The 16,398-nt window shown below is 68.5% G+C and carries 13 protein-coding genes; 4 read left to right on the top strand and 9 right to left on the bottom strand.

What is annotated here, in order from left to right; genetic code table 11:
- Positions 1-36 precede the first annotated feature (36 nt).
- Entirely contained in the window at positions 37-1,422 is a 1,386-nt protein-coding gene (locus OG876_RS31235; RefSeq protein WP_328520248.1) for an NAD(P)/FAD-dependent oxidoreductase, read from the top strand.
- Here the strand turns inward: OG876_RS31235 and OG876_RS31240 are convergent.
- From OG876_RS31240 to OG876_RS31280, 9 genes are all read right to left on the bottom strand, one after another.
- Entirely contained in the window at positions 1,400-2,740 is a 1,341-nt protein-coding gene (locus OG876_RS31240; protein WP_328520249.1) for a peroxidase family protein, read from the bottom strand. The genes OG876_RS31235 and OG876_RS31240 overlap by 23 nt on opposite strands.
- A 116-nt stretch (positions 2,741-2,856) precedes the next feature.
- Positions 2,857-4,833: a heparinase II/III domain-containing protein gene (locus OG876_RS31245; protein WP_328520250.1), complete on the bottom strand. Its 1,977-nt coding sequence runs from the start codon at positions 4,831-4,833 to the stop codon at positions 2,857-2,859.
- A gap of 79 nt (positions 4,834-4,912) precedes the next feature.
- Positions 4,913-6,313, bottom strand: coding sequence for an MFS transporter (locus OG876_RS31250; protein ID WP_328520251.1), 1,401 nt, complete (start codon positions 6,311-6,313; stop codon positions 4,913-4,915).
- 65 nt (positions 6,314-6,378) lie between these two features.
- On the bottom strand, positions 6,379-7,416 hold the full coding sequence (locus OG876_RS31255; RefSeq protein ID WP_328520252.1) for an ABC transporter ATP-binding protein: 1,038 nt from the start codon (positions 7,414-7,416) through the stop codon (positions 6,379-6,381).
- Positions 7,413-8,423 carry an ABC transporter ATP-binding protein gene (locus OG876_RS31260; RefSeq protein WP_328520253.1) on the bottom strand — a complete coding sequence of 337 codons (1,011 nt, stop codon included), beginning with the start codon at positions 8,421-8,423 and terminating at the stop codon, positions 7,413-7,415. Before OG876_RS31260 ends, OG876_RS31255 begins: the two co-directional genes overlap by 4 nt.
- A complete protein-coding gene (locus tag OG876_RS31265; RefSeq protein WP_328520254.1) occupies positions 8,413-9,339 on the bottom strand; it encodes an ABC transporter permease in 927 nt (308 codons plus the stop codon). The genes OG876_RS31260 and OG876_RS31265 overlap by 11 nt, the downstream gene beginning before the upstream one ends.
- Positions 9,340-9,425: 86 nt before the next feature.
- Entirely contained in the window at positions 9,426-10,424 is a 999-nt protein-coding gene (locus tag OG876_RS31270; protein ID WP_328520255.1) for an ABC transporter permease, read from the bottom strand.
- Between the two features lie 39 nt (positions 10,425-10,463).
- Positions 10,464-12,176, bottom strand: a complete 1,713-nt coding sequence (locus OG876_RS31275) for an ABC transporter substrate-binding protein (protein WP_328520256.1) — start codon at positions 12,174-12,176, stop codon at positions 10,464-10,466.
- Between the two features lie 31 nt (positions 12,177-12,207).
- Entirely contained in the window at positions 12,208-13,140 is a 933-nt protein-coding gene (locus OG876_RS31280) for an ROK family protein (protein WP_328520257.1), read from the bottom strand.
- Between the two features lie 120 nt (positions 13,141-13,260).
- On the opposite strand from OG876_RS31280, the gene OG876_RS31285 reads away from it, so the two are divergent.
- The 3 genes from OG876_RS31285 to OG876_RS31295 all read left to right on the top strand — a co-directional run bounded on the left by OG876_RS31285 (position 13,261) and on the right by OG876_RS31295 (position 16,387).
- A complete protein-coding gene (locus OG876_RS31285; RefSeq protein WP_328520258.1) occupies positions 13,261-14,478 on the top strand; it encodes an ROK family transcriptional regulator in 1,218 nt (405 codons plus the stop codon).
- Between the two features lie 326 nt (positions 14,479-14,804).
- On the top strand, positions 14,805-15,731 hold the full coding sequence (locus OG876_RS31290) for a sensor histidine kinase (protein ID WP_328520259.1): 927 nt from the start codon (positions 14,805-14,807) through the stop codon (positions 15,729-15,731).
- Positions 15,728-16,387 (top strand): response regulator transcription factor, encoded by a 660-nt coding sequence (locus tag OG876_RS31295; RefSeq protein WP_328520260.1) that lies wholly within the window; start codon positions 15,728-15,730, stop codon positions 16,385-16,387. Before OG876_RS31290 ends, OG876_RS31295 begins: the two co-directional genes overlap by 4 nt.
- The last annotated feature ends 11 nt before the right edge of the window (positions 16,388-16,398 follow it).

A 16,398-nucleotide genomic window follows, 5' to 3' on the forward strand; every position in this document is an offset into this window, starting at 1 on the left:
TTTAACTACAGAGTCTCGACCGGAGAGAGGACACCCGTGCGCAGGATCCTGGTGGTCGGTGGTGGGTACGCCGGTTTCTACACGGCGTGGAAGCTCGAGAAGAAGCTTCGGCGCGGTGAGGCCGAGGTGGTCGTGGTCGATCCGCGGCCGTACATGACATATCAGCCGTTCCTTCCCGAGGTGGTCTCGGGATCGGTCGAGGCACGCCACGCCGCGGTCTCGTTGCGCCGCAACCTCGACCGGACCCGGATCGTGTCCGGCTCGGTCACCACGATCGAGCACGCCCAGCGGAAGGTCACGGTGCGGCCGACCCAGGGGCCCGACTTCGAGCTCGAGTACGACGTTCTCGTGGTGACCGCGGGCGCGGTCACCCGGACCTTCGACGTACCCGGTGTGGCCGAGCGGGCGATCGGGATGAAGCACGTCGAGGAGGCGGTGGCGATTCGGGACCGGCTGCTGACGGCGTTCGACGAGGCGTCCTGTCTCGAGCCCGGTCCGGCGCGGCGCCGGTTGTTGACGATCACCTTCGTCGGCGGCGGCTTCTCCGGCGTGGAAGGGTTCGGCGAGCTGTTGTCGCTGGCGACCGCCTTGCTCAAGCGCTATCCGGAGCTGTCCGAGAGCGACCTCGCCTTCCACTTGGTCGAGGCGACCGAGCGGATCCTGCCCGAGGTCACTGATCAGCCGGGCCGGTGGGTGGTCTCGATGCTCGAGCGTCGCGGTGCGCAGGTCCACCTGAGCTGCACGCTGAAGTCGGCCGACGACGGGCACGTGGTGCTGTCCGACGGGACCGAGTTCGACTCGGAGCTGATCGTCTGGACCGCCGGCAACGCAGCGACCCGGCTGTTGCGCAACCACACCGACCTTCCGCACACCCCGCGCGGACTGGTCCAGGTCCGGGCCGACCTGCGGATCGGCACCGACACGGATCCGGTGCCCGACGCCTGGGCGGCCGGCGACGACGCCGCCGTACCGGATCTGGCCTCGCCGACCGAAGGCGCGTTCACGGTCCCCAACGCGCAGAACGCCGTACGGCAGGGGAAGCTGCTGGCGAAGAACCTCGTGCGGACGATGCGTGGACGCGAGCCGAAGCAGTACGTGCATCACAGCCTCGGCGCGGTGGCGACGCTGGGGTTGGGGAAGGGCATCTTCCAGTACCGCCGGATCGTCATCAAGGGCTTCCTCGCGTGGCTGATGCACCGCGGGTACCACGTCCTTGCGGTCCCGACGTGGGACCGCAAGGTGCGCGTCTTCGCGATCTGGCTGGCCGCTGTCTTCTACGGCCGCGACATCGTGTCGCTCGCCTCGGTCCAGCGTCCGCGGGACGCGTTCACGTCCGCGGTCGACACTGCGGCGCTCGGTTCTCGTCAGGCCAGTTCGGGGGAGCCCAAGTCGGGTGAGCTCAGCTCGACTCGCCAGGGATGAGTAGATCGGTGAGGTCGAACACCGGGCCGGCGGCGGGCAGGGTCGGCTCCCAGTCCGGCTCGAGGCTCAGGTAGCTGGCCGGGTCGGCGCGGAGCAGACCGATCAGGACCTCCGCCACGATCCGGCCGCCGACCGGGCCGAGCCGGTCGCCGTCGCCGAGATGCTCGGATTCCTTGAGGATGTAGAACCACAGCGGGGTGCCGTCCGGCCAGCCGTCCACGGTGAGCGGCGGTACGCCGATGAACTTGGCGAGCGCCTCACCACTCGGCAGGCCGGTGGTGTCGCCGCGGAGTAGGTCGCGCACCGCCAGGGATCGGTAGGCGGCGGTGTCGACGACGCCGGTGACCTGCTCGGGGAGGCCGATGAGGCTCGCGGCGAGCCGGCCGTCGAGACGCTTCGCGCGCTGCGCGGGTGGTCGGCCAGGTACGTCGAAGACCTGCGTCAGGTCGAGTCGCCGACCTGGGCGCGGCGGGCCGAAGCCGACCAGATCGGGGAACAGCGGCAGCTCCGGGCCACCCTCGACCAGTCTGTAGGTGTGCCGGATCTGCCCGTGGCCGTAGCGGAAGGCCGCGTCGGCGAACTCCAGCGGGATGTAGGCCTTCATGGGCTCGGGCGCGAACCAGCGGCCGCCCTTGGCGAGGACTTCCTCGACCAGGTCCGGCCCGACGAGCCGGGGCAGGAAGTCGTGGACCGCGATCCACTGGTAGTGCCAGGTGAGCGTGGTGCGGGCCTTCTCGAAGACGTCGCCCTCGGGAACGCCGTTCGCCCGCAGATTGTCGACGATCCGATTGTGTGCGTGCAGCAGCGCGACGTGCAGGGTCAGCACGAACAGGTGTACGTCGTTGCGCGGGTCACCGATCAGTGCCACGCCCTGCTGGTTGCGCGGTACGTCGTACCCGTCGGGGCCGAGCAGGAACTTCGCCGGGTCGTGGACATCGAACAGGTACGGCGAGCCGACCGGGCCGTCCGAATACACCATCTCCAGGTTGAGCTTCGGTGACCGCGCGTTCCGCAGCGCCTCGGGATCGACGCCGCCGGTGATCGGGGAGCGGTCCGCGGTGATGTCGTGGGCGATGATCTGCCCGAAGAACGGCCAGCCGGCCGCCTCGGTCGCGTCGTCGCCGGCGCTGCTCCGGTCGAGTTCGGCGGCGGCGTCGCAGATCCCGCCGTCACTACCCGCCCGCATCAGCACCTGCGGGTCGGTGCCCAACGGCTCCAGGCCTGCGAACATCCGCCCGTACCGCGCCCCGCCAGTCGGCCGATCCACCGCCCGCGCCGCGCTGAGACAGTGATCCCGCGCCGCCGGATGACTACTCATCCCAAACCTCCCGTACGCCGACCGCCGTGCGCGGCCCACACCAGAACAAGACAGCACAGACGCTCCTCCTGTGACCGGTCAGGAATCAAGAAGGGCGCCTCCGTGCGCGCCTGCGGTCAGCTGATCCGCGTGAGGCGGCCGTCCGGGAGCACCCGGATGGTGGTCTTTCGCCGGCCGACGGTCAGGTCGACGAAGAACATCGTGCCGACGGTGCGGGTGGTGAACGCGACTGACTCGCCGGTGCCGGCCGGCACGATGGCGGACAGGATCGTGGCACTCGTCGCGTTCCGGTTGAACTTGACCACGGGGGCCGGCATCCGGTGGAAGATGTCCGGGAAGTACCAGCCCTGCACCGGATCCTGCTGACCCTGCGCGACGGTGATGGCATCGGCGGGCAGCTGTTGTCTGTACGGGATCTGCAGCAGATAGGTCTTCGTGCGATCGCCAGGCTTGGCCGCGACGGCCTTGGTCGGCGACTGCACCGTCACCTTCTGGTCCGGCGCCAGGTGCCACAACGTCTCGTACCGCTGGTCGGTGGCCGACTGCCCACGGTCCAAGGTGACGATCAGATCAGGATCCTTCAGCACCAGCACGTCCCGGGTCCGCTGCACACCCGGCGCCGGGCTGTCGGTCAACGTGTAGTACTCCGAGGTCGGTGCGATCGCCGCCCGGACCAGCCGCGTCTCCACCGAGGCGGTGTTCGCCGACGGGATCGTCATCACGTTGTGGGCGGCCCGGCTCTTGGTCCAGGCCTGCCACTTGTCGAGCTGATACCCCGAGTGGCCGGGATCGATCAGGATGTCCCGGCCGTGCGAGGTGTAGGTGATCGACATGTGGTCGTCGTGCCCGTGGTACCGGCGGCCCGGGCCGAACCGGATGCTGTACGTCGATTCCTGCGCGAACGGCCGGGTCTCGCCCCAGCCGGTCCGCCCGAACACGTAGCCGGCATCGAAGACCGCGGTCCGCTCGGTCGGTTTCGTACCGGTCCGTCCGAGCGTCGCGGCGTACTCCAACGCGGTGCCGGTGGCGCCCTGAGGCGTCTGGCGGACGGCGTCGCCGACCTGCTGGAGCTCGCCCGTCGACTTGGTGGCGAGGGCCAGCCACTCCGCCAGCGCGCGGCGCCGCTCGTCGATGACCCGTCCTGGATCGGCGCCGCAGCGCTTGAGCGCCGTGGTCGCGCGGCCCCACAGCAAGTAGTTGAACATGGCGTACCCGACCGACTGCTCGTTCGTCGAGCCCTGCGGGTCGATGGCTGTCGTGATCGCCTCGGTCAGTCGTTCGACCGCGCGACTCTTCAGATCAGCTCGCTTGAGCGTGCAGCCGACACCGAACATCGCGATGCTCTCGTCCGTGCCGTGGTTCGACGGTCCGCCCCAGTTGTCGGTCATGAACCGGGCATGATCGAGCAGCGACTGATCCAGCCAGGCGTACTGCGCGGGCAGTGCGCGGACATGCAGTCCCGCGAGCACGGCCTGGCGAGCACAGATCAGCACGTTGGTGCGGTGCATCGTGGCCTCCCAGGCGCCGATATCGCCCTTCCACGAGTACGGGTTGTCGCGGACCCAGTCGTGGATGATCGCCATCACGTGCGTCAGGGCTTTCCGGTCGCCGTTCGTGGCGGCCTTGATGCCCTGGCCCAACCAGCGCAGCGAATGCAGCCACATGTACCAGCTCGGCTTGTGGTACGGGTCGGAGCGCCAGTTGATGTCGCCCGAGCCGTCACCGACCTGGTACGGCGGATCGTCACCCCAGACGAACGTGTCCCGCAGGACCATCGACACCGGGACCTTCGACTCGATGCCGCTGTAGCCGGGGCACTCGTAGGTCCCGGTCACGGCCACCGGCGTCGGGGGCGGGGGAGAGGCGGGGGTGTCGACCCCTGGGATCGGCTCGGTCGAGGCCGGGTCGCTCGGCGCCGGGAAACTCGGGGTCGGGGCCGGGCTGAGCGGTCCGGCGGCGGGCGTGGTCCTGCTTTGCCGGGTGCTCGGCATCAGCACGGTCACCGCGCCGGCGAACGCGACCGCGCACACCAGCACACACACGACCGTGAGCGCGACAGTGGTACCCCACCGTCTGCTTCGCTGCGCAGCCACCCCAGTCTCCCCATGTTCGGCCCGCGATGCCCCGGATCCCCCGGCCGGCTTCCTCATGGTGAAAGACGCGATCGGGCCCTCAAACGTTGCATGTCCGGACCAGACCACTAGGTTCCCGGTTGGCGAGCGATTGTTCAAGACCCGTGTTCACCGTGCCGAGCGCGGTCAGGAACAGGGAGATCGTGGTGGCGGCGGACGCGACGATCACGCAGGTCACGAACCCGGCGGTGAAACTGTGCGTGGTGCCGAGGAGCGAGCCGAAGACGGCGACGCCGATGGCCCCGCCGATCTGACGGGACGTGTTGAAGGCGGCGGACGCAGCGCCGTGCAGGGCGGGCTCGACGGCGGCAATGGACTGCGACGTCATGGTCGGCACAAGCAGACCCGAGCTGAAGCCGGCCGGCAGGAGGGCAAGCACCAGCGGCCACAGCGCGCTGGACGTGCCCGCCCAGGCCAGCACGAGAAGTGTGATCGCCAGGAGGGCCTGGCCGACGCTCAGGGCGGCCGGGCGGCCGAAGCGCTGTGCGAGCGGGGCCGAGCAGAGGCTGCCGAGAGAGATCAGCCCGGTCAGCGGCAGGAACAGGAGACCGGTGGCGAGCGCGCTGAGTCCGCGGCCTTGCTGGAGCATCAGGCTCAACGCGAACAGCACGCCGTAGAAGGCGAAACTGAACAACGCGCCTTGTACGGCGGTGACGGCGAAGCCGCGATCGGTGTAGACCCCGGGCGGCAGCAGCGGTTCCCGGATGGACCGCTCGACCGAGACAAAGCCGACCAACCCGGCGACGGTCAGCGCGGCGGCGGTGATGACCGCGGGATGCCAGCCGAGCGCCGGTGCCTCGATCAGCGCGAACACCAGTCCACCGATCAGTACGGTCGCGGTGCCCATGCCACCGACGTCGAGCCGCCGGCTTCGCCGTACGACGGACGGCATCGAGAGCAGACTCCACACGACGGCAGGGATCCCGATGATCACGTTGACGGCGAAGACGGCCCGCCAGTTCGCGAGCGCGACGAGTGTTCCACCCAGCAACGGTCCGGCAGCCATCCCGACGCCACCGGCCGCGGCCCACCAACTGACGAGGCGATGCCGCGAGGGTTCGTCGGCCGCGGACGCGGTCGCGAGTACGAGCGCGCTCGGCAAGAGCAGCGCCGCACCTGCACCCTGGGTGAGGCGTGCGAGGTTGAGCATCAGCATCGAGGTGGCGACGGCGCAGACCGCCGACGACGCGGTGAAGACGACCAGGCCCGCGACGAAGGCTCGCTTCGCGCCGAGGGTGTCGGTGATCGCGCCGGCGCCGAGCATCACCGCGGCGAAGGAGAGCGTGTACGCGTTGACGGCCCACTCCAGCTCGGCGCGGGAAGCGTGCAGGTGGGTGGCGAGCTGGGCCAGGGTGAGGTTCACGATCGTGCCGTCGACGGCGACCATGAAGGTCGCGATCAGCGCGAGTCCCGCCGCACCTCGGCGATGTTCGACAGTCATGAAACTACTGTAAACCAGTGTTTGACGACCGTCGAACAGTATCCAGCGACAGATCAGGACCTGCGTCAGCTGACAGGGAAACCTGGGTCGGGTTCGGCGACGTGGCAGGCGGCGTCGTGGTCTTCGCCGAGGCGGCGGAGGACCGGCGTGACCTGATGGCACTTGTCGACGACCAGCGGGCAGCGCCAGCGGAACCGGCAGCCGGGCGTCGGATCGATGACCTTCGGCGGCTCACCCGTGTCGCCTTCGACCGCCGCCGTCAGCGGTGCCCGCGGATCCGGGACCGCCCCGAGCAGGAGGTCCGTGTAGGGGTGCTTGGGGTTGGCCAGCACCGACTCCGCCGGACCGGACTCCACGATGTGACCGGCGTACATGATCATCAGCCGGTCCGCGACGTACCGTGCGCTCGCGATGTCGTGCGTGATGTAGAGGAACGACACGCCTTCGGACCGGCGCAGCTCCGCCATCAGGTTGAGCAGGCCGATACGGATCGACACGTCGAGCATCGAGACCGGCTCGTCGGCCAGGATGAGCTTGGGCTTGTGCGCCAGCGCCTGGGCGAACCCGACACGCTGCCGCTGGCCGCCGCTGAGCTCGTACGGATAGCGGTTCATGATGTCGCCCGCCGGCGACAGTCCGACCGCCTCGATGACGCGCTCGGCTTCCTCGAGGCGCTGGGCTCTGCTGAGGTCGCGGCGGTGCAGCTTGAGGCTGCGCAAGACGCCGTGGGACACCCGGAAGGCGGGGTTGAGCGAACTGAAGGGGTCCTGGAACACCATCGGTACGTCGCCACGGTAGGCCAACTGATCCCGTCGCGACCCCATGCTCGACATGGCCCGGCCCTGGTAGTAGATCTCGCCGCTCGTCGGCCGGTAGACCCCGGCGAGCAGACGGGCGATGGTGCTCTTCCCGCTGCCGCTCTCGCCGGCCAGGGCGACGATCTCCTGCCGGCCGATGGTGAGATCGACATCGTCGACGGCGTGCAGCATCTGCCGGGAGAGGCCGCGACCGACCCGGAAATGCCGGGACAGCTTCTTGGTCTCGAGCAGCGGCGCCTCGTCCGCATCGGTCGATGGGATCTGGTCTGTGCTCACCGACGTCATGGCGTGGTCTCCCGGACGGGCTCTTCGGCGTGGGTCTGCCCTGGTGCGTGGAGCAGGCACCGAGCTTGGACGGGCCCGACCTGGTAGAGCTCGGGCGCGATCTTCGGGCAGTCCTCGAACGCCTTCGGGCAGCGCGGCTGGAAGCGGCAGCCGCTCGGCGGGTCGGCGAGGTTCGGCGGGCTGCCGGGAATCCCGGTCAGCGGCACCTTCGGCCCGCGGATCGACGGGAACGCGTCGAGCAGCCCGGCGCTGTACGGATGCGCGGGATGGTCGAAGACCGCGCGCGTGCCGCCGAACTCGACCACCTGGCCGGCGTACATCACCACGAGCTGGTCGGAGAAGTGGCTGATCAGCGACATGTCGTGGGTGACGAAGAGGACCGCGAACCCGAGGCGTCGCTGGAGTTCCTTGATCTGCACCATCAGGGACCGTTGCGCCACCACGTCGAGGGCCGAGGTCGGCTCGTCCATGATGATCAGGTCCGGCGTGAACAGCAGCGCCATCGCGATCATGGCCCGTTGCCGCATCCCGCCACTGAGCTGGTGCGGATAGCTCTGCAGGTGGATCGGGTCGATACCGACCAGCCGCAGGACCTCGGCCGGGCGATCGTCGGAGACCGGTTCGTCGTGCGCCATGATCGCGTCCTTGAACTGGCCGCCGATGCTCTTCACCGGGTTGAGCGCGTTCATCGCGCTCTGCATCACGACGGAGAAGTCCCGCCAGCGCAACGCGGCCAGCTTCTTCTCGCTCATCGCGACCAGGTTCTGGCCCTGGAACGTCACGCTGCCGCCGGTGATCGCCGCCGGTGAGCTCAGCAGCTGCGCGATGGCGAACAACAACGTCGACTTGCCGCAGCCCGACTCGCCGACCACGCCGACGAATTCACCCGCGTGTACGTCGAGATCCACCGCGTCGACGGCGACGACCGGGCGATCGCCGCCGGTGTCGTACTCGACGGTGAGGTCGCGGACCTCGAGGATTGGCTTGCCCTCAGTGTTACCGTGCACGTCGCCTCCGAACCGGCCGCAGTGCGGGGTTGCTGATCTCGTCGAACGCGTAGTTGAGCAGGGCAAACGAAACACCGAGCAGCGCGACCGCCAGGCCCGGCGAGAGCGCCCACGCCGGCAGGCCGTTCACCAGGGCGCCCTGGTTCTGGGCCCAGTAGAGCATGGTGCCCCAGCTCAGCGAGTTGGGGTCGCCGAGCCCGAGGAACTGCAGGCCGGCCGCGGTGAGCACCGCGTACAGCGCGGCGCCGAGGAAGTTCGCGACGATCAGCGAGATCATCGTCGGCAGCACTTCGACCACGATGATGTACGACGATCGCTCGCCCCGGACCCGGGCCGACTCGAGGAAGTCCCGGTTGCGCAGCGACAGCGCCTGCGCGCGCATCTGCCGTGCGCCGTACGACCAACCCGTCAGGATCAGCACGACGATGATCACGGTCAGATTGCCCTTACCGGCGTACGTTGCCAGCACGATGATGAGCGGGAAGGTCGGAAGCACCAGGAAGATGTCGGTCAGCATCGAGAGCGCGTCATCGGCGTAACCGCCGAGATAGGCGGCCGAGACCCCGATGATGACGGACAGGATCGTCGCGCCCAGTCCCGCGACGACCGCGATGATCAGCGACTCGCGGGTGCTGTAGATCAGCTCGGCGTACACGTCCTGACCGAGGCCCGTCGTACCGAGCCAGTGTTCGCTGGACGGTTTGGCCAGCGGCATGTCGCCGATCGCGCGCGGATCGCCGTGCAGCCAGGGGACGAAGAGGTGGGGGAACGCCGCGAGCAGGACGAACAGGACGAGCAGACCCACTCCGACCATGGCCTTGCGGTTGTGCAGGACGGCCCGCCACAGGCCGCCCCGGGGGCGGCGGGTCGCGGTCGGTGCTGCGGGCGCAGCGGCGCCGGTGACGATAGCGCTCATCGACGTCCTCGCTTCGCTCCGGGCGCCGATAAGCGCGATAAGCGGCTCTGCCGGATTGTGACTTCGCTTCGCTCACTCACTGGCGGTTACCCCTTCGTCCGGGCTCGCGGGTCGAGCAGGAACACCGCGAAGTCGCAGAGCAGGACACAGATCAGCACGGCCAGCGTCACCAGCAGGAACAGCGCCTGCAGCAGTGGGTAGTCCGTGCTCACGGTGGCGTTGTAGAACATGTAACCCAGGCCGGGGTAGTTGAACACGTACTCAACCAGGATCGTGCCGGAGATGACGAAGCCGAGCGACATCGAGAACCCGGACAGGTTGGGCAGGAACGCGTTCCGGCCGGCGTACCCGAACATGATCTTCCGGCTCGGGATGCCCTTGGCCCGGGCCATCCGGACGTAGTCCTCGGCCAGCGTGGTGACCATGTTGTTGCGCATGGTCAGGATCCACCCGCCGATCGCGGTGATCAGGATGGTGCCGGCCGGCAGGATGCCGTGCTTGAGCACGCTGCCGATGAACTCGGGATTGAAGCCCGGCGTCAATCCCTGATCGTAGTTGAAGTCGTTGGGCAGGATCGGATTGCTGCCGATCGCGAACAGTGAGATGAACAGCAGCGCGACCCAGAAGTACGGCAGTGCCGACGTGACGATGAAGAGCGGCGGGACGACCCCGTCGATCAGCCCGCCGCGCCGCCAGCCGGCGATCGTGCCGATGAACGTGCCGATGACGAACGCCAGGATGGTCGCGATGCCGACGAGGCCGATCGTCCACGGCAACGCGCTGCTGATCAGCGAGGTCACCGGGACGCCGAGGCTGCTGCCGATCGACACGCCCCAGTGCCCGGTCACCATCGCCTTGAGGTACTCGATGTACTGCAGTACGAGGTTCTTGTCCGGATCGAATCCGAACTCGGCCAGCACGGTCTTCAACTGGTCCGCCGTGACGACCGCGCCACCCTTGCTGAGCCGCTCCCGCAGTGCCTCCTCGGGACTGCCGGGCATCATCCGCGGGATGAAGAAGTTCAGCGTCATCGCCGCCCAGAGAGTGAGCACGAAGAACCCGAGACGACGTATCAGGTACCGCACGACCACCAGCTCCTCGAGCTCACTCTCACGAACGATTCCTTACTTCTGGGCCGACTTGGAGTACAGGTTCGCGAGGACCTGCCCGACGTCGGGGACGTTGTACGGCGCGGGCTGGGCGTAGGGGTCGTCCTGCGTCGGCCAGCCTTGGATGTCGGTGGTGTTGTACTGGTACCAGTCGACCGACTCGGTGGTCGGGATGACCGGTACGTCCTTGATCATGTACCCGGAGATCTGCTTGACCAGCTTGACCTGGGTGTCCGGGTCGGCGCTGGCGTACTGGTCGAGCAGCTTGTCCACCTCGGGGTTGCTGTACCGCGAGTAGTTGCTGTTCGCCTGCTTGCCGATCGGCGCGGTGTTCTTCGAGTACAGCAGCTGCCGCAGCTCGTAGTACGGCGTGGGTCCGCCAGTCTGGCTGGAGTAGGCGAGGTCGTAGTCACCGGTGTAGAGCTTCTGGTTGTACGACTGCTGCTGCAGGTCCTGGATGCTCAGCTCGACCCCGACGGCGGCGAGCTGCTGCTTGACAACCGCGAGGGACGCATCCCAGTCGGTGTAGCCGGTGACCGTGATGACGCTGAGCTTGAGCGGGTTGGACGACGAGTAGCCCGCGCTCTCCAGGAGCTGCTTCGCCTTGTCCGGGTTCGGCTTGTCGTATCCGGCGGTCGTGACCGCGTCCTTGTCGTAGTACTTGTCGAACGTCGGCGTGACCACACCGCTCTGGTTCGCGGCCGGCTGGTAGCCGCTCTCACCGATCTTCGAGATCTGCTCGCGGTCGAGCGCGTACGCGAGCGCCTGCCGGACCGCCAGCTTGCTGGTCGCCGGGCGGGACGGATCGTTGTTCGGGACCAGTGCCACGTTCGCGGTCGGCGGGAACCAGTAGTTGTTGTCCGGCGACTTGGACTTGTAGAAGTTGTCGATGTTCGGGATGTACTGACCACCCCACTGCGCCTTGCCGCTGGCAAGGTCGAGGTTGGCCGGGTTGTTGTCCAGGTACGCCGGGTACTGGACCTTCTCGATGTACGGCTTGCCCGGCTGCCAGTAGGAGCCGTTGGCGGCGTACGAGATGTTGTTGCTCGTGCAGGATGCGACCGTGTACGGCCCGGTGCCGACCGGTTTCGGATCGGCCCAGGTGGACGGCTTGGACGCCGCCTCACCGGTCGACCAGATGTGCTTCGGCACGATGCCGACCTGGTTGGCGAAGTTGAAGAAGTACGGCTCGGCCGCGCCCTTGAACTTCATCGTGACCTTGTTGCCGGCCGCGGTGACGCTGGTCAGCCCGGCACCGGTCCACAACGCGTAGAGGTCGAGGGCCGGCTGCTGCTTCATCAGGTTGAACGTGTAGACCACGTCGTCGGCGCTGAAGGGCTGGCCATCGCTCCACTTCACCCCGTCGCGGATGGTGAAGACGATCGAGTCCTTGGCCGGCGACCAGGTGAAGTCGCTGGCCAGCATGGGCGTGGTGGCACCGGCCTTGAGCACGTTGACGAACGTCAGCGGCTCGTAGACGAAGCCGGAGGCCACCCCACTGACCGACGGGTTGAACGGGTTGAACTGGCACGGCCAGGTCTGCCCGCCCACGTTGGCGATCGTGACGGTGCCGCCCTTCTTGAACTGCCCTGCGCCGTTGCTCGCCGAGGACGACGAGTTGTTGCTGGACGACGCACTCCCGATCGGCTTGTCACCGCCCCCACAGCCCGCGGCGGCCAGTACGCCGACCGCGATCGCCGTGCCGGCGATCCGTTTGATGCCCCTCATCGTCTCTGCCTTTCACTCCTCGAACTGATGGTCATGCGAATGCCTCCGCGCCGAGGACCGCACCCGCGGCCTCGACACCGAGGGCGAGTGCCCCCACCAGCGGCGCGTCCGAAGGGAATCGGGCCACTGTCAGCTCCGGTGGGAAGGGGACTGCCGCGTCGAGTGCCCGGCGCAGCTCAGGGGCGATCCGGTCCCATGCACCGACCAGTCCGCCACCGACGACGATCCGGACCGGGTCGATGGCGATCGCCAGGTTGACGACATGCATCGCCAGTTCGCGATGGAACTCCGCCGCGAGTACGGCGGCGTCCGGCTGCGTCGATGCCATCGCGAAGACATCGGCCGCCGTGACCGGTCGCCCCAGCCGGGCGCTACCGGTTGTCTCGAGTGCCTGGCCACTGACGACATGTTCCAGGATCGTGCGCTCGTCGGCACTGATCCAAACGTCGGCGGCAGAGCGCAGGTTGTAGCCGATCTCGCCGGACGCGCCGTGCGCCCCGGAGATCACGGTGCCACCGGCAACGATCGCGGTCGCCAGACCGGTGCCGAGATTGAGGTAGAGGCCCGGATCGCAGCCGGTCAGCGCACCCCACCGCAGCTCGGCCGCGGCGGCCGCCTTCACGTCCGTCCCGAGCCGGACCGGGATGCCGGGGAAGGCGTCGCGGACCAGTTGCCCGAACGGCAGTTCACCCCAGCCGGGAAAGGTGGGTGCGAGCTCGACGCGGTCGTCGTACGGGATGCCGAGGGTGGCCGCACCGACGCCGGCGAGCTCCTGTCCGGGCGCGACATCGGTCAGCAGGTCGCGGCCCGCGCTGAGACCGCGCTCCATCGCCGCTGCTGCTCCGGCCTCGGCCAGAGTGTCGAGCTTCGTGACACCGAGACGCCGGCCGGACAAGTCGCCGACGGCAACGGCGATCTTGGTCCCACCGAAGTCGAGTCCGAGGACCACCGGCGGACGAATCATGGACTGGCAACTCCTCGTGCCGACCAATAGAATCGATAGGAAACTAACTTAACAATCACCGTTGGCACAAGGGCTAACTGTGACTGCTGCTCGAAGCGTTATGGACGCAAGGGGGTCGACGTGACGGTAGTCGCCGGAGGTGCCTCCGCGGCGCGCCCGCAACTGATCCGAGCGATCAACGAGCAGGTTCTGCTGGAGCACATCCGGCGGTCCGGTCCGGTGTCGCGGACCGAACTCTCCCAGCTCTCCGGTCTGTCCAAGCCGACCGTGTCGGCGGCGCTGACCACGATCGAACGCGCCGGGCTGGTGCACGCGACCGGTCAGCGGACGGGCGTGCCCGGGCCGGCGGCGCGCCTGTACGAGGTGCGGCCGGAGGCTGGGTTCGTGCTAGGGCTCGATGTCGGGCGGGAGTACCTGCGTGGCGCGATCGCCGATCTGGCCGGGAACACGCGCTGCCGGTTGAACGTGCGGACCAAGGCCGCGGACGCGATGGCGCGGATCCAGGAGCTCTCGGACCTGGCGGCGACGCTCGCGGCCGATGCGGGGATCACGGCAGGCCAGTTGACCCAGACCGTGATCGGCAGCCCCGGTGTGTACGACGCCCGGCTCGACGCGTTGACCCTGACCGGGCGACTGTCCGGGTGGGACTCGCCGGCGACGCTGACCGCGCTGCGTGATCGCTTCGGGCCCTCGCTGATGATCGAGAACGACGTGGACGCAGCCGCGCTGGCGGAGCGGGTGCACGGCCACGGCCGGGACGTCGACAGCTTCGCGTTCGTCTCGGTCGGCACCGGGATCGGGATGGGACTGGTGCTGGACGGCAAACTCCGGCACGGTTCACACGGGGTGGCCGGCGAGATCGGTTATCTGCCGTTCACCGAGGGCAGCGGGAGTGATCAGCGGGACGCTCGCAAACGAGGTGGATTCGACGCGTCGGCCTCGGCGGCAGCCGTGGTCCGGGCAGCGCGACGGGCGGGCGTGCGCGGGGCGATGTCGGCCGAGAAGGTCTTCGCGGCGGCGGCGCGTGGCGACGCGGTCGCGGCCGCCGTGGTGGCCGAGGAGGCACTCCTCGTAGCGAAGGCAGTGTGCACCGTTATCACAGTTGTCGATCCCGAACTGATCGTGCTGGGTGGCGGTATCGGCCAGGCGCCCGGCTTCCTCGAAGCCGTCGTCAACCAGGTCCGCATGCTCGCGCCGGTCCTTCCGGAGGTGAAGGCCAGCGTGCTCGGCACCGAGACGGTCGTGGCGGGTTGCGTCGCGGCCGGCCTCGACCGCGCCTGGCAACGCCTGGTGGGCGAGCTGGCGGTCCGGGCCGAGGCAGCTCCAACCCTGGGTTGATCTTCGGTCGATCGGAGGGTTGAAATCTCCGCGACGACCGTGATCGGGACGGACGTCGCGGCCTATCGTCGTTCGGTGAATGCCGGAACCACTGCTGTGCCGACGCTGGCCGCACTGCGTCATGCGCGGGCGCATCAGGCGACGACGTGGCGCTGGCTGCGGCTGGCCGGTCCACTGATCATCGGGCTGCAGATCATCGTGCTGAGCCGATCGACGCCAGGCCTGGGGCGGCACGGCGAAGGGCTCGTCATCCTGCTGGCAATCGTTGCGTTCGCCGCTGGAGCGTTCGGGGCCTTCGCCGCCAGGGGTCGGCCTGGGCTCGGTGGGTGTCGATCGCGGTCCTGTTCGCCGCGAGCGTCGTACTGCTGCGGCTGCAGCCGTCCGGTCCTGGGGTCTTCGGTGTGTTCGTCGCGGTCGCCGTGGTCGGGCGCCGGCTCACGCCCGTCCTCGGCAGCGTCCTCGTCGGCGGGGGACCGATCCTGCTTCTCGTCGTCAGCGGCGAGCCCGGGAGGTCTCCGCTGCCGGGGCTCCTGACGGGTATCGCGATGGCCAGCTTCTACGCCGTGATGCGACTGGCCGAGCGGCTCAGCGAGACCAATGAGCAGGCGGAGCAACTGCTCGTCGAGCTTGAGCGGAGCCGGGACGCCCAGGCACGCGCCGCCGCACTCGCCGAGCGTCAACGGCTCGCTCGCGAGATGCACGACGTACTCGCGCATTCGCTGTCGGCTCTCGTGCTCCAGCTCGAAGGCGCGAGTGTGTTGGCCGCGTCCGACGACCGCCTTGGTGGGATCATCGACCGGGCGAGGCAGCTGGCCGGCTCGGGCCTGGACGAGGCGCGGCATGCGATCACCATGCTCCGCGATGGCGAAGCGCTGCCGGGACCGGGGCAGCTGCCGGCCTTGACGACGCGGTTCGAGTTCGACACCGGCATCCCGTGCGAGCTGACCGTCACGGGCGAACATCACGCGCTCGACGCGGACGCTCGGCTGGCTGTCTATCGGGTCGCGCAGGAATCGCTGACCAACATCGCCAAGCACGCCACCAGCCAGGAGCGCGTCAACGTGCGGCTCGGGTACGAACCACGGCTCGCGAGGTTGGTCGTCGAGGATTACGGCAAGTCGGCGGCGACCGGCGTACCGGGGTGTGGTTACGGCCTGACCGGGATGCGCGAGCGGGCCGAGTTGCTCGGCGGACGGCTCTGCGCGGGGCCGACGCCGACCGGATTCCGAGTTGAGTTGGAGGTGCCCGCATGACCGGCTCGATTCGCGTGCTGAGTGTCGACGATCAGCGGATGGTGCGCGAGGGACTTGCGTTGGTGCTCGGGTTGCTCCCGGGCGTCGAGGTCGTCGCGACCGCCTCGGGCGGTGAGGAGGCGGTGCGGATGGCGGGGGAGTTGCGGCCGGACGTCGTACTGATGGACCTGCGGATGCCGCGCTGCGATGGCGTCGAAGCGACGCGTCGGCTTCGGGACCTCCACCCGGACGTGAAGGTGATCGCGTTGACGACGTACGCCGACGACGAGTCGGTACTCGCGGCGCTGCGAGCGGGAGCACGTGGTTACCTGACCAAGGACGCCCGGTCGGCCGAGATTCACGAGGCGCTGCGGCGAGTGGTCACCGATCAGGCGGCCATCGACCCGGTCGTCCAGCACCATCTGGTCGACGCGATCGCGTCGGAGCCCGCCGGACCACCGACGCCGACCGCGGCTCCGGACGGCCTGTTGACTCCCCGCGAGCTGGAGGTGCTGGTGCTGATCGCCGAAGGGTTGTCCAACGCCGAGATCGCCGCCCGGTTGATGGTGAGTGAGGCAACGGTGAAGAGTCACGTCAATCACCTGCTCGGCAAGATCGGCGCGCGGGACCGGGCCCGGGCTGTGAGTTACGCCTACCAGTGCGGCCTGCTCAGGTAGCGATGACTATC

Source organism: Kribbella sp. NBC_00359, from assembly GCF_036097425.1.
GTDB lineage: Bacteria > Actinomycetota > Actinomycetes > Propionibacteriales > Kribbellaceae > Kribbella.